At 72.6% G+C, this 13,738-nt stretch carries 10 protein-coding genes; 9 read left to right on the forward strand and 1 reads right to left on the reverse strand.

Annotation, left to right across the window (positions count from 1 at the left end; translation table 11 throughout):
• Positions 1–43: 43 nt before the first annotated feature.
• From ACFY0I_RS25305 to ACFY0I_RS25330, 6 genes are all read left to right on the forward strand, one after another.
• Complete coding sequence (locus ACFY0I_RS25305) at positions 44–1,276, forward strand: uroporphyrinogen-III synthase (protein ID WP_388900012.1); 1,233 nt, start codon at positions 44–46, stop codon at positions 1,274–1,276.
• Between the two features lie 70 nt (positions 1,277–1,346).
• Entirely contained in the window at positions 1,347–1,889 is a 543-nt protein-coding gene (locus ACFY0I_RS25310; RefSeq protein ID WP_388900015.1) for a GNAT family N-acetyltransferase, read from the forward strand.
• Positions 1,890–1,971: 82 nt separating this feature from the next.
• Positions 1,972–2,553, forward strand: a complete 582-nt coding sequence (locus ACFY0I_RS25315; RefSeq protein WP_388900018.1) for a CGNR zinc finger domain-containing protein — start codon at positions 1,972–1,974, stop codon at positions 2,551–2,553.
• 1,567 nt (positions 2,554–4,120) lie between these two features.
• Positions 4,121–6,427: a HelD family protein gene (locus ACFY0I_RS25320; protein ID WP_388900021.1), complete on the forward strand. Its 2,307-nt coding sequence runs from the start codon at positions 4,121–4,123 to the stop codon at positions 6,425–6,427.
• Positions 6,428–6,965: 538 nt separating this feature from the next.
• Positions 6,966–8,372 (forward strand): NAD-dependent malic enzyme, encoded by a 1,407-nt coding sequence (locus ACFY0I_RS25325; protein WP_388900024.1) that lies wholly within the window; start codon positions 6,966–6,968, stop codon positions 8,370–8,372.
• Between the two features lie 604 nt (positions 8,373–8,976).
• The gene (locus ACFY0I_RS25330; protein ID WP_007264399.1) at positions 8,977–9,258 is read left to right on the forward strand and encodes an HU family DNA-binding protein; all 282 of its coding nucleotides are present in this window, start codon (positions 8,977–8,979) and stop codon (positions 9,256–9,258) included.
• Positions 9,259–9,388: 130 nt separating this feature from the next.
• On the opposite strand, the gene murA is transcribed toward ACFY0I_RS25330, so the two are convergent.
• A complete protein-coding gene (gene murA / locus ACFY0I_RS25335) occupies positions 9,389–10,726 on the reverse strand; it encodes a UDP-N-acetylglucosamine 1-carboxyvinyltransferase (RefSeq protein ID WP_356875250.1) in 1,338 nt (445 codons plus the stop codon).
• 263 nt (positions 10,727–10,989) lie between these two features.
• Here murA and ACFY0I_RS25340 point away from each other — a divergent pair, with 263 nt between their 5' ends.
• From ACFY0I_RS25340 to ACFY0I_RS25350, 3 genes are all read left to right on the forward strand, one after another.
• Entirely contained in the window at positions 10,990–11,550 is a 561-nt protein-coding gene (locus ACFY0I_RS25340; protein ID WP_281211014.1) for a YqgE/AlgH family protein, read from the forward strand.
• Positions 11,551–11,578: 28 nt separating this feature from the next.
• Complete coding sequence (locus ACFY0I_RS25345; protein WP_281211013.1) at positions 11,579–11,863, forward strand: DUF3039 domain-containing protein; 285 nt, start codon at positions 11,579–11,581, stop codon at positions 11,861–11,863.
• Between the two features lie 160 nt (positions 11,864–12,023).
• Positions 12,024–13,715, forward strand: coding sequence for a beta-N-acetylhexosaminidase (locus tag ACFY0I_RS25350; RefSeq protein WP_388900029.1), 1,692 nt, complete (start codon positions 12,024–12,026; stop codon positions 13,713–13,715).
• Positions 13,716–13,738 lie beyond the last annotated feature (23 nt).

Consider the following 13,738-nt stretch of genomic DNA (forward strand, 5'->3'; position numbering starts at 1 on the left):
GCCCGTCGGGCACCGGGCAAGGCAGCCGAGGCAGGTCACAACGATGGACGACCACGACGACCACGACGACGCGACGCGCGGTGGACGGGCCGGAAGCGCGGGTGGCGGCGCGGCCCGACCTGCCGGGGGAGTGGCCGCGGCCACCGGGCCGCTCGCCGGGTTCACCGTCGGGGTCACCGCCGCCCGCCGGGCGGACGAGCTCATCGCCCTGCTGAAGCGGCGCGGGGCGGCCGTGATCCACGCGCCCGCCCTGCGGATCGTGCCGGTGGCCGACGACAGCGAGCTGATGGCCGCGACCAAGCAACTCGTCGACAGCCCGCCGGACGCCGTCGTCGCGACCACCGCCATCGGCTTCCGCGGCTGGATCGAAGCCGCCGACGGATGGGGCATCGGCGAGGACCTGCTGGCCCGGCTCCGGGAGACCGAACTCCTGGCCCGAGGGCCCAAGGTGAAGGGCGCCGTACGGGCCGCCGGGCTCGTGGAGGCCTGGTCACCGGCGTCCGAATCGCTCGCCGAGGTCCTGGACCGACTGCTCGACGGCGGGGTCGCCGGCCGGCGCATCGCCCTCCAACTGCACGGCGAACCCCTGCCCGGCTTCGTCGAGGCGCTGCGCGCCGGTGGCGCCGACGTGGTCCCCGTACCCGTCTACCGGTGGATGCCGCCGGAGGACCTCGCCCCGCTGGACCGGCTGCTCGACGCGGTGGCCGTGGGCGCCGTCGACGCCGTCAGCTTCACCTCCGCGCCCGCCGCCGCCTCCCTGCTCTCCCGGGCCGCGGAACGCGGACTGCGGGAGGCCGTGCTGGAGGCGCTGCGCGGGTCCGTCCTGGCCGCGTGCGTCGGCCCGGTCACCGCGCTGCCGCTACAGGCGCAGGACGTCCCCACCGTCCAGCCCGAACGCTTCCGGCTCGGGCCGCTCGTCCAACTGCTCTGCCAGGAACTGCCCGGGCGGGCCCGGGTGCTCGCGGTGGCCGGGCACCGACTGGAGATCCGCGGCCACGCGGTGCTCGTCGACGCCGAACTGCGGGCGGTACCGCCGGCCGGGATGGCCCTGCTGGCGGCGCTGGCCCGGCGGCCCGGTTGGGTGGTGTCCCGGGCCGACCTGCTGCGGGCCCTGCCGGGCGCGGGCAGCGACGAGCACGCCGTCGAGACGGCGATGGCCCGACTGCGGGCCGCCCTCGGGGCGCCGCTGCTGATCCAGACGGTGGTCAAACGCGGGTACCGGCTGTCCGTGGACGCCGGCGGCGAGGACCGCTTCGCGGCGCGGGGGTGGCGCTGAGGTCGGGGCGCCTGCCGCCGGCCGGGGCGGGGGACTGGGCAGGGCGAGGTGGTTCCGTTAGCGTGCTCGGATGATCGTTGACGGGGTGGAGATGAGGGGCGTCGCGCTCGACGACGCCGCCGGGTTGGCCGACGTACTGGCCCGCAACCGCGCGTACATGGCGCCCTACGAGCCCCATCGCGCCCCGGAGTTCTACACCGAGGCGGGCCAGCGGGACCGCCTCCGGACCCTGCTCGACGACCGGGACGCCGGGCGGGCCCTGCCGTACGTCCTGACCGCCGACGGCGCCCCGATCGGGACGATCAACCTCGGCAGCCTCGTACGCGGACCCCTGTGCAGCGGTGGCGTCGGCTACTGGATCGACCAGGCCTGGGCCGGCAAGGGCCTCGCGACCGCCGCCGTCGAGGAGGTCTGCCGGATCGCCCGCGACGAGGTCGGGCTGCACCGCGTCGAGGCCGGGACCCTGGTCGACAACCTCGCCTCCCAGCGGGTCCTGGCCAAGGCAGGCTTCACCGCGTACGGACTCGCGCCCCGCTACCTCCACATCAACGGCGCCTGGCGCGACCACCGTCTCTTCCAACGCCTGCTCCACGACGACCCGCCCGCCCCGTAGCCCCCCTCGCGGGGGCTTCCGCATCGCCCCCGCCGACGGCACTCTGGGGAGGCGGCTCCCGGCGACCGAGGCGGTGACGGGCATGTGGTTCGACTCCGGACGGGTCTGTCTGGCCCTGCTGGCCACCTTCACCCCCCACGGGGACACCGAAGGCCTCCGCGACGGCGACGAGCTGCGCCTGTGGCTCGTCGGCGCCGGCCTGGTGCCCGACCGGACCCCGCTGGGAGGGCTGGGCCCCGACTGGGTCGCCGCGTTCCGCGGGCTGCGCGACGACGTCGACCGCCTCGTCCGCGCCGAACTCGCCGGACGACGCCCCGCCGAGGACGCCCTCGCCCGGGTCAACGCGGCGGCGGCCGGCCCACCCCCGGGCCTGTGTGCCGTCCGGGACCGCGAGGGACACCTCGTACGGGAGCTGTGCGGGGGCGTCGAATGCGCCGGCCTGCTGGCCGCAGTGGCCCGGGACGCCGTCGAACTCCTCACGGACCCCGGCGACATGGCCCTGCTCCGCGCCTGCGAGGGCGACGGCTGCGCCCGGGTCTACCTGGACACCTCCCGGGGCCACCGCCGCCGCTGGTGCTCCAGCGAACTGTGCGGCAACCGCGAACGCGTGGCCCGCCACCGGAGGCGGGTGGCGGGGGTGGCGGGGGCGGCGGCGAAGGGCTGACGACGACGGGTCGGGCGTGGGGGTGGGCGGGGCACCCTGGGGCGGGTCGGGGTGACGGCGGTGGGTCGGGGTCGGGGGTGGTCGGTGCGCCCCGGGTCGGGGTCGGAATGGGTCCGGGGGCTTCCCGCCAGTCCACTGTCCTTCCGTTTCGGTCCGGTCCCTCAAGGGCGCTCCCTGCGGTCGCGTCGCTTCGCGATGGCCTTCGGCCACCCTTGACCGACCGGCCCGAAACGAAATGCCAAAGACTGTCGGGAAGCCCCCGAGGAACGGCATGGGGGACCAAGAGGCAGGAGCGGGTCCGTCAGGGACGAGACGAGGGGACGGGCGTCGGCCGGCAGGGCATGCGGGCACGTCACAGCCCCTCTCCACACCCGACAGACGACCAAAGGCCCCCTACCCGCCCGTCAGGACGACGACATCAACCTGGAGTGCAGGGAGGCGGGGATACGCGCCGGTTCGCCGTGCCTCGTCGCTCGGTCAAGCGTCCGACGACCGTCCGTGGCCGGACATAAGCCGCCCCTACCGTCCGTGGTGGCCCACGGAGTGCGTCTGCCACTCGACGACACAAACCAGGCGCCCAACCAAAACACCCAACGACACGGATGCGACGAACAAGGCGGACGAGTCGGACGAGTGCGCCGAGCGTCGGCGGGTGGGCGTAAGCGTGTGGCTGTGCCACATCGGTGATCTGGTGACCAGGTGACCAGGTGACCAGGTGATCTGGCGGTCTGGCGGTCTTGTGGTCGGACCATGGCCGGTGGTCAGTCGCCGAGACGGCCTCGGCCATGAACTTGGCTGGTGCGGCTTATGTCCAGCCACGGCCGGTGGTCAGTCGCTGAGCCGAGCGAAGTTCGTAGCGATCCGACGCGCTTTCCCGCCTACCCGCAATCCCGGTTGATGTCGTCGTCCTGACGGGCAGGTAGTGGCCCTTGGCCGCGCCCGTGGCCCTGCCGCAGGACTGTGATGTCCCCGCATGCCCTGTCGGCCGGCGCCCGGCCCCTCGTCTCGTCACTGAGGGACCGCTCCTGCTCATCCGTCCCCCGTGACCGTTCTTTTGGGGGGTTCCCGTCGGTCTTCGGATTTTCGTGGCGGGTCGGTCGGTCAAGGGTGGCCGTAGGCCATCGCGTAGCGACGCGACCGAAGGGAGCGCCCTTGAGGGACCGGCCCGACGCGGAGAGACGATGAGACCGGCGGGAAACCACCAAACCCTCCCTGATCCGGATCACGGGCACCCCGCCCTACCCCCGGCCCCGCCCACCAGAACCGACCCCGCACCCCGGACCCCACCCACCCGACCCCGACCAACCTCCCCGAGTCCGGAGCACCGAGCCCACCCCCCACCCCCACCCCCCCCCCCGCCAACTCACCGCCCTTGTAGGGCCGGCCCGCCCCGGCAGGCGATGAGACCGGCGGGAAACCGTCAAACCCGTCCTGATACGGGCAAGTCCGATCCTGCTCGGCCCACCCCGATCCGCGCATTTCGTCCGGCGCGCGGAACCGGCGTGCGGACAGGGGCTGGATTCGCGTACGGTTGACGGTCGCCCATGCACGTCAGAAGGGGGCCTTGGTGGCCGCGCAGAATGCCGCTGTCGACAGCACGGCGGATTCCGTCCGCGATCGGGAGATCGCGGGCGAGCAGACGCATCTCGACCGGGTGTACCGACGCCTTGAGGAGAAGATCCACGAGGCCGAGTTCCTGGTGAACGACGCCGCCAAACGGAGCCAGGTCGGCACGCCCGGCGCGCTCGCCGAGCGCGACGCGCAGGTCTTTCGCGCCGGGATCCACCTCAACCGGTTGAACAACGAGTTCGAGGACTTCCTCTTCGGACGCATCGACCTGGTCGAAGGCAAGGACGGGGAGCGCGGCGCCGACGGAGCGTTCACCTCCGTCGAGCCCGCCGACGACGCGATCCGCCCGGACCTCACCGCCGACATCGCCGAAACCCTGCACATCGGGCGCATCGGCGTACTCGACACCGACTACGCGCCCCTCGTCATCGACTGGCGCGCCCCGGCGGCCGCGCCGTTCTACCGGTCCACGCCCAAGGACCCCGGCCGCGTCGTGCGTCGTCGCGTGATCCGGTCCAAGGGCCGCAAGGTGCTCGGTGTCGAGGACGACCTGATGCGCCCCGAGGTCACCGCCACCCTCGACGGCGTCGAGCTGCCCGCCATCGGCGACGGCGCTTTGATGGCCGCCCTCGGCCGGGCGCGGACGCACTCGATGCGGGACATCGTCTCCTCGATCCAGGCCGAACAGGACCTGGTCATCCGGGCCCCCGCCGCGTCCGTCGCCGAGGTGGCGGGCGGGCCGGGTACCGGGAAGACCGCCGTCGCCCTGCACCGGGCGGCGTACCTGCTCTACCAGGACCGGCGGCGCTACTCCGGCGGCATCCTGATCGTCTCTCCGACCCCGCTGCTCGTCGCCTACACGGAGGGCGTGCTGCCCTCCCTCGGCGAGGAGGGTCAGGTCGCCATCCGGGCGCTCGGCTCGCTCGTCGACGGGGCCGAGGCGACCACGTACGACGATCCGGCCGTGGCCCGGATCAAGGGCTCCTCCCGGATGCTCAAGGTGCTCCGCAAGGCCGTACGGGGTGCCCTGGAGCTGGGTGAGGCGCCGGAACGGCTCCGTGTCGTGGCCTTCGGGCGGCGTCAGGAGCTGGAGTCCGCCGAGCTGAACCGGATCCGGCAGAACGTGCTGGGCGGGACGGCGCCGGTGAACCTGCTGCGCCCCCGCGCCCGCAAGCTGCTCCTCGACGCCCTCTACTCGAAGTCCGGCGGCGCGGGCCGGCACAGCGACCCGGAGCTCGCGGCCGAGCTGCGGTCCGCGTTCGACGAGGACATCTCCACGGAGGACGACTTCATCGGCTTCCTGAACGCCTGGTGGCCCGAGCTGACCCCGCGCAAGGTCCTCGCGGCGATGGCCGACGATCGGCGCCTCGGCCGCTGGTCGCGCCGGGACCTGAACCCGCGCGAGACCCGACAGCTGGCGCGTTCCCTGCGCCGGATCGGCCCGGACGGCAAGGGCCCGCTGTCGGTGCACGACGTGGCCCTGCTGGACGAGCTCCAGCAGCTCCTCGGCGCGCCCGCGCGACCCAGGCGCAGGCGGGAGATGGATCCGCTGGACCAGCTCAGCGGGCTGGAGGAGCTGATGCCGACCCGCGAGGAGACCCAGTGGGAGCGGGCGGAGCGGATCGCGGCCGAGCGCACCGAGTACGCGCACGTGATCGTCGACGAGGCCCAGGACCTGACGCCGATGCAGTGGCGGATGGTGGGTCGGCGGGGCCGGATGGGCACCTGGACGGTGGTCGGTGACCCGGCGCAGTCCTCGTGGACCGATCCCGAGGAGGCCGCTGCCGCCCGGGACGAGGCGTTGGGGCGCAGGCCGCGCCGGCGCTTCACGCTCACGGTGAACTACCGCAACCCGGCCGAGGTGGCCGAGGTCGCCTCGCGGGTGCTGAAGCTGGCGATGCCGGGGATGGAGCCGCCCACCGCGGTGCGCTCCACGGGCCTGGAGCCCCGCTTCACGGCGGCCGGCGCCGACCTGGGCGCGTCCGTCCGGGAGGAGACCCGGCGGCTGCTGGAGCAGGTGGACGGCACGGTCGGCGTGGTCGTCGCCATGGACCGCCGGGCGGAGGCGGCCGGCTGGCTGGCCGACCTCGGGGAGCGCGCCGTGGCGCTGGGCAGCCTGGAGGCCAAGGGCCTGGAGTACGACGCCACGGTGGTCGTCTCCCCGGCGGAGATCGCGAACGAGTCCCCGGCGGGCCTGCGCGTCCTGTACGTGGCGCTCACGCGTGCGACGCAGCAGCTGACGGTGGTCTCGGCGCCGGGCGACCGGCCCGGCCCGGACGGCGTGGCGGAGCTGCTGCGGCCCTGAGGGAGGAGCCCGCCGGCCGACCCCCGGCCCCGTACGACGTTCCCGGCCCCGTAGGAGATCCCCGGCCCGGGGCCGGGGCGCGTGCGGGGGCGGGCTCCCGTCCCGGGGTCGGCTGCCGTGCGGGGCCGGATGGCCCGCGGCCAGGAGCGTGATCGGGCGATCGAACCGGCTGGAGGGGGATCGCATTCGGCGAACCTTTGTTAGCCTGGTCAGGACACCGGCTCGATCCAAGCCCCCGGGCCCAACCTTCGTCGCTCAGAGCGACCACTTGCCGCGAGGCGAGCATGGCGGGTCGGTGTCTTAGACGGAACACCAGGTCCGCGCCCTCCACCCAGGTGGGGGGCGCGGACCTGTTTTGTATTAATCCACCATTCCGCCGACCCTCAGTCTCTCGTATGGTGGAAGAGTTCTTCCGAAATTTGTAGCTGGTTACCTTTTACCGGCTGGTAGGTGGGACGATCGGACAACGGGACCTGTCACACCTGCCGTGTGCGGGCCCTGTGTACAGCGAAATCAGGGACAGAAGAGGAACACGGCCATGGCAACGGCGCCCAGCGTCTCGTATTCGATGACGGTCCGCCTGGAAGTGCCCGCGAGCGGAACCGCGGTCTCCCAGCTCACCACCGCCGTGGAGTCTTCAGGAGGCTCGGTCACCGGCCTCGACGTGACCGCGTCCGGCCACGAAAAGCTCCGCATCGACGTCACCATCGCCGCGACCTCCACCGCGCACGCCGACGAGATCGTCGAGAAGCTGCGCGGCATCGAGGGCGTCAGCCTGGGCAAGGTCTCCGACCGAACCTTCCTGATGCACCTCGGCGGCAAGATCGAGATGGCGTCCAAGCACCCCATCCGCAACCGCGACGACCTCTCGATGATCTACACCCCGGGCGTCGCCCGCGTGTGCATGGCGATCGCCGAGAACCCCGAGGACGCGCGCCGCCTCACCATCAAGCGCAACTCCGTCGCAGTCGTGACCGACGGCTCCGCCGTGCTGGGCCTCGGCAACATCGGCCCGATGGCCGCGCTGCCCGTCATGGAGGGCAAGGCGGCCCTCTTCAAGCGCTTCGCCGGCATCGACGCGTGGCCGATCTGCCTCGACACCCAGGACACCGACGAGATCGTGGCGATCGTCAAGGCCATCGCCCCCGGCTTCGCCGGCATCAACCTGGAGGACATCTCCGCGCCGCGCTGCTTCGAGATCGAGGCCCGGCTGCGCGAGGCCCTCGACATCCCCGTCTTCCACGACGACCAGCACGGCACCGCGATCGTCGTCCTCGCCGCCCTGACGAACGCACTTCGCGTCGTCGGCAAGGCAGTTGGCGATGTCAAGGTCGTCATGTCCGGCGCCGGCGCGGCCGGTACGGCCATCCTGAAGCTGCTCCTCGCGGCGGGCGTCAAGAACGCGGTCAGCGCCGACATCCACGGTGTCGTGCACGCGGACCGCCCCGACCTGGTGGACGCGGCGGCCGACTCCCCGCTGCGCTGGATCGCGGACAACACCAACCCCGAGGGCTACACCGGCACCCTCAAGGAGGCCGTCGTCGGCGCCGACGTCTTCATCGGCGTCTCGGCCCCCAACGTGCTCTCCGGCGAGGACGTCGCGGCCATGGCCGAGGGCGCCATCGTGTTCGCGCTCGCGAACCCGGACCCCGAGGTGGACCCGGCCGTCGCCCGCCAGACGGCGGCCGTCGTGGCCACCGGCCGCTCGGACTTCCCGAACCAGATCAACAACGTGCTGGTCTTCCCGGGCGTCTTCCGCGGTCTGCTGGACGCCCAGTCCCGGACCGTGAACACCGACATGATGCTGGCCGCCGCCGCGGCCCTCGCGGACGTCGTCGGCGAGGACGAGCTGAACGCGAACTACATCATCCCGTCGGTCTTCAACGACAAGGTCGCGGGCGCGGTCGCCGGCGCGGTCCGCAAGGCCGCCACCGCCGGTCAGTAGCCCCCTGACGGGCTCGGTGGCCACCACGGCCCGCCGGGCCCGTTCGGCTTGCCTGACGGCGCGTGGGGCGCCGCGAGGGGCGACGTGCGGGGACCGCGCACCGCTGCGGCCGTGCCGACGGCGGGACCTGACCCCCCGTTCGGCCCCTCGGGCGGTCCTCCGCGCGGTACCGGCCCCTTGGGCCGGCAGCGGCCCGCCGTTCGAGCGATCCGTTCGAGCGGTCCGTCCGCAGCGCGATCCGAAGACCCGTTCGAGGCGCGTTCCGGCCGCCGTTGTGACGGGCCCCACGCTCCCGTCCCGGCGCGTCGCGGGATGCGGGCCCGGCGGGCCGCCTCTAGGGTTGCGGGGATGCCCGCGTGGCTCGCGGTCCGCATCCAGCCGGATGCCTCCGGTGCGGACGGAGCGTCACCGCGGCGTGACTGTGGCGCTTTTCGTGTGACCCCGGCGGGTGCCGGATTGGCTTTCCCGCCGCTGGTGGGGGCAGGATGCGTAACCGGGCGAGAGGGTCTGACGTTCAGACCCGGGTCCGGGGACTGTCCGAGGGCCCTGGCAGCATCGGCTTCGATCTCACGCCTCTAAGGCAAGTTGAACACGGGAGTACAACATGAACCGCAGTGAGCTGGTGGCCGCTCTGTCCGAGCGCGCCGAGGTGACCCGCAAGGACGCCGACGCCGTTCTGGCCGCGCTCGCCGAGACCGTCGGCGAGATTGTCGCCAAGGGCGACGAGAAGGTCACCATCCCCGGCTTCCTGACCTTCGAGCGCACCCACCGTGCCGCTCGCACCGCGCGCAACCCGCAGACCGGCGACCCCATCCAGATCCCGGCCGGCTACAGCGTGAAGGTCTCCGCGGGCTCCAAGCTCAAGGAAGCCGCCAAGGGTAAGTAGTACCGCCCTTGTGCCGGGGGCCGCACAGGCCCTCGGGACGGCAGTAGTACGTGGAACGCCGAAGGGCGGCCACCCCCACGGGGGTGGCCGCCCTTCGGCCTCTCCGGGGCCCGTGGGCCCCGGAGGCGGATCAGACGAGGTCGCCGTTCGGCAGTTCGACCTTCGCGCCCAGCTCGACGAGCTTCTCCATGAAGTTCTCGTAGCCGCGGTTGATCAGGTCGATGCCGTGGACGCGCGAGGTGCCCTCGGCCGCCAGCGCCGCGATCAGGTACGAGAACCCGCCGCGCAGGTCGGGGATGACGAGGTCGGCGCCCTGGAGCTTCGTGGGGCCGGACACGACCGCCGAGTGCAGGAAGTTGCGCTGGCCGAAACGGCAGGCGCTGCCGCCCAGGCACTCCCGGTACAGCTGGATGTGAGCACCCATCTGGTTCAGCGCCGAGGTGAAGCCGAGGCGGGACTCGTAGACCGTCTCGTGGACGATCGACAGGCCCGAGGCCTGGGTCAGGGCGACGACCAGCGGCTGCTGCCAGTCCGTCTGGAAGCCCGGGTGGACGTCCGTCTCCAGGTGAATGGCCTTCAGCGGGCCGCCCGGGTGCCAGAAGCGGATGCCCTCGTCGTCGATCTCGAACGCGCCACCGACCCGGCGGAACGTGTTGAGGAAGGTCATCATCGAGCGCTGCTGCGCCCCGCGGACGTAGATGTTGCCGCCGGTCGCCAGGGCCGCGGAAGCCCACGAGGCGGCCTCCAGGCGGTCCGGGAGCGCCTTGTGGTTGTAGCCGCTGAGGCGGTCGACGCCGGTGATGCGGATGGTCCGGTCGGTGTCGACGGAGATGATCGCGCCCATCTTCTGCAGGACGCAGATGAGGTCTTCGATCTCCGGCTCGACGGCGGCGTTGCTGAGCTCGGTGACGCCCTCGGCCAGCACGGCCGTCAGCAGGACCTGCTCGGTCGAGCCGACCGACGGGTAGGGCAGGCGGATCTTGCATCCGCGAAGACGCTGCGGGGCCTCCAGGTACTGACCGCCCTCGCGCTTCTCGATGGTCGCGCCGAACTGGCGGAGCACGTCGAAGTGGAAGTCGATCGGCCGGCCGCCGATGTCGCAGCCGCCCAGGCCCGGGATGAAGGCGTGGCCGAGGCGGTGCAGCAGCGGGCCGCAGAAGAGGATCGGGATCCGGGAGGAACCCGCGTGCGCGTCGATGTCGGCGACGTTCGCGCTCTCGACGTGGGTCGGGTCGAGCACCAGCTCGCCCGGCTCCTCGCCGGGGCGCACGGTCACTCCGTGCAGCTGCAGGAGCCCGCGCACCACCCGGACGTCACGGATGTCGGGCACGTTGCGCAGACGGCTGGGCTCGCTGCCGAGGAGTGCGGCGACCATGGCCTTCGGCACGAGGTTCTTCGCGCCGCGGACACGGATCTCGCCCTCGAGCGGGGTTCCGCCGTGGACAAGCAGGACATCGTTGCCGGTCATGGATCTCGCGTTCCGGAGAGGGATGGGCAGGGGATCAGTGAAAAGGGTAAGGGGCACCACCCCCTTGTTTGTATGGCTGACGCGGCCGTAGGACTGTCATGAATTCGGTACAGCACCCTGTGTGCGCGGCAAGTAGCGGAGCGTTCACTTCCGGAGGTTTTCGCCGTGCGCGCTCCTCGCTGCCGCCGTGCGCCCTGAGCTGCGCACGATCCGATACCGCCGTCCGCTCCCCCTGAAGGGCGATTGTGCGGGATCATGTCCGCATGACCGAGGTGTCCTCCCTCACAGGGCGGTTGCTCGTGGCCACCCCCGCCCTCGCGGACCCGAATTTCGACCGCGCGGTCGTCCTGCTGCTCGACCACGACGAGCAGGGCTCCCTCGGCGTCGTCCTCAACCGCCCCACCCCGGTGGACGTACGGGACATCCTGCTGCCGTGGGCGCCGCTCGCCGGTGACCCCGGGGTGGTGTTCCAGGGCGGGCCGGTGGCGCTCGACTCGGCCCTGGGGGTCGCCGTGATCCCGGGTGAGGAGGGGCCGCTCGGGTGGCGCCGGGTGCACGGCGCGATCGGGCTCGTCGATCTGGAGGCCCCGCCCGAACTGCTGGCCGCGGCGCTGGGGGGCCTGCGCATCTTCGCCGGTTACTCCGGATGGGGTCCCGGTCAGCTGGAGGTCGAGCTCGGCGACGGGGCCTGGTACGTCGTGGACTCCGAACCGGGTGACGTGTCCTTCCCCGACCCCGAACGGCTCTGGCGGGCGGTGCTGCGCCGCCAGCGCAGCGACCTCGCGATGGTCGCCACCTATCTGGACGACCCGTCGCTGAACTGAGCCCGGTGACGTTCAGTACCCTGGCTTTATGAGCACTCTTGAGCCCGATCGCGGGACTGGTACGGGGACCCTCGTAGAGCCGACGCCGCAGGTGTCCCACGGCGACGGCGACCACGAGCGCTTCGCCCACTACGTCCAGAAGGACAAGATCATGGAGAGCGCGCTGGGGGGCACCCCCGTCGTCGCGCTCTGCGGCAAGGTCTGGGTCCCGGGCCGCGACCCGAAGAAGTACCCGGTCTGTCCCATGTGCAAGGAGATCTACGAGTCCATGGGCGCCGGCGGCGACAAGGACAAGGGCGGCAAGGACAAGTAGGAAGGTCCTCGACCCCTCCGCCGAAGGTCCCCGTGTGCGCGGATGCGCGCCGGGGGCCTTTTGTGTGCCCCCGACGCGGGTTAGTGTCGGCGCGACGAGCACCCTGCGGAACGAGCGTTGCGCAGGGCGCAACACGCTGGCTGTGGCGAAGGGCTGACGCATGGACCTGATCCCCGCACCCCGGAACGCGGTTCCCGACGGGGACGGACGGAGGTACGCCCTCGGGACCCGGCCGGCCCTCGCCGTCGGACCGGGCGCCGAGGGCGTCGCGCGGTGGCTGCGCCGCGAACTCGGGGCAGCCACCGGGTGGGAGCTGCCGGACGCCGACCCCGGCGGGCGGGGCGGCGTACGCCTGGCCGTGGACCCGGAGCGCGCGGGCGGGGCCGGACCGGAGGCGTACCGGCTGGACATCGGCGCGGACGGCGTCGAGCTGACCGGCGCCTCGGCCGCCGGGCTGTTCTGGGGGGCGCAGACGCTGCGTCAGCTGCTCGGGCCCGACGCGTACCGCCGGGCGCCGCTGCCGGGGCGGACCTGGAGCCTGCCGTACGTCGCGATCGAGGACGCCCCGCGCTTCGGATGGCGGGGGATGATGCTCGACATCGCCCGGCACTTCCTCCCCAAGGACGGGGTGCTGCGCTACATCGACCTGCTCGTCGCGCACAAGCTCAACGTGCTGCACCTGCACCTGACGGACGACCAGGGGTGGCGCGTCGAGATCAAGCGCTACCCGAAGCTCACGGAGACCGGCGCCTGGCGCTCCCGCAGCCGCCGGGGCCACCGGGCCTCGCCGCTGTGGAACGAGACGCCCCACGGCGGCTTCCTCAGCCAGGACGACATCCGCGAGATCGTCGCCTACGCCGCCGAACGGCACGTGCGGGTGGTGCCCGAGATCGACGTGCCCGGCCACTCCCAGGCGGCCATCGCCGCCTACCCGGAGCTCGGGAACGTCGACGTGGTGGACACCGCCGCGCTGGAGGTGTGGGACGACTGGGGCATCTCGGAGAACGTGCTCGCGCCGACCGAGGGCGTACTGCGGTTCTACGAAGGCGTCTTCGAGGAGCTGCTGGAGCTGTTCCCGGAGGAGGTGTCCCCCTTCGTCCACGTGGGCGGGGACGAGTGCCCCAAGGTCCAGTGGAAGGCCTCCCCGGCGGCGCAGGCGCGGATCGCGGAGCTCGGCGTGGACGGGGAGGACGGTCTCCAGTCCTGGTTCATCCGGCACTTCGACCGCTGGCTCGCCGCCCGCGGCCGTCGCCTCGTCGGCTGGGACGAGATCCTGGAGGGCGGCGCCGGCGTCGGTCGGCGGGCCGCGGGGTCCGGCGAGGAGGTGAGCGCCATCGGCCTGGGCGAGGGCGCCGTCGTGTCCTCCTGGCGGGGCTACGCGGGCGGCGTCGCCGCCGCCGAGGCCGGGCACGACGTGGTGATGTGCCCGGAGCAGCAGGTGTACCTGGACCACCGTCAGGCGGGCGGCCCGGACGAGCCGATGCCCATCGGGTACGTGCGCTCCCTGGCTGACGTGTACCGCTTCGAGCCGGTGCCGCCGAAGTTGTCGCCGGAGGCCGTGGCGCACGTGCTGGGCGCGCAGGCCAACGTGTGGACCGAGGTGATGGAGAACCAGAGCCGCGTCGACTACCAGGTGTTCCCGAGGCTGGCGGCCTTCGCCGAGGTGGTGTGGTCGACGCTGCCGGAACCGGAATCCCGGGACGGGGCCGGGTTCGAGGCGCGGATGGTGGCCCACTACGCGCGGCTCGACGCGCTCGGCGTGGACTACCGGCCTCCGGGTGGTCCGCTGCCGTGGCAGCGCCGGCCGGGGGTGCTGGGCCGGCCGATCGAGGGTGAGCCTCCGATCGTGTGACCCGGTGGCGGTGCCGGTCCCGC

The organism is Streptomyces sp. NPDC001568 (assembly GCF_042893755.1).
Taxonomy (GTDB): domain Bacteria; phylum Actinomycetota; class Actinomycetes; order Streptomycetales; family Streptomycetaceae; genus Streptomyces.

What these genes read in the sequence shown, in the direction of transcription:
- ACFY0I_RS25330 (WP_007264399.1), top strand. Translation starts at nt 8,977, where the DNA reads ATGAACCGCAGTGAGCTGGTGGCCGCTCTGTCCGAGCGCGCCGAGGTG.
- ACFY0I_RS25325 (WP_388900024.1), top strand. Translation starts at nt 6,966, where the DNA reads ATGGCAACGGCGCCCAGCGTCTCGTATTCGATGACGGTCCGCCTGGAA.
- ACFY0I_RS25305 (WP_388900012.1), top strand. Translation starts at nt 44, where the DNA reads ATGGACGACCACGACGACCACGACGACGCGACGCGCGGTGGACGGGCC.
- ACFY0I_RS25350 (WP_388900029.1), top strand. Translation starts at nt 12,024, where the DNA reads ATGGACCTGATCCCCGCACCCCGGAACGCGGTTCCCGACGGGGACGGA.
- murA (WP_356875250.1), bottom strand. Translation starts at nt 10,726, where the DNA reads ATGACCGGCAACGATGTCCTGCTTGTCCACGGCGGAACCCCGCTCGAG.
- ACFY0I_RS25345 (WP_281211013.1), top strand. Translation starts at nt 11,579, where the DNA reads ATGAGCACTCTTGAGCCCGATCGCGGGACTGGTACGGGGACCCTCGTA.
- ACFY0I_RS25315 (WP_388900018.1), top strand. Translation starts at nt 1,972, where the DNA reads ATGTGGTTCGACTCCGGACGGGTCTGTCTGGCCCTGCTGGCCACCTTC.
- ACFY0I_RS25310 (WP_388900015.1), top strand. Translation starts at nt 1,347, where the DNA reads ATGATCGTTGACGGGGTGGAGATGAGGGGCGTCGCGCTCGACGACGCC.
- ACFY0I_RS25340 (WP_281211014.1), top strand. Translation starts at nt 10,990, where the DNA reads ATGACCGAGGTGTCCTCCCTCACAGGGCGGTTGCTCGTGGCCACCCCC.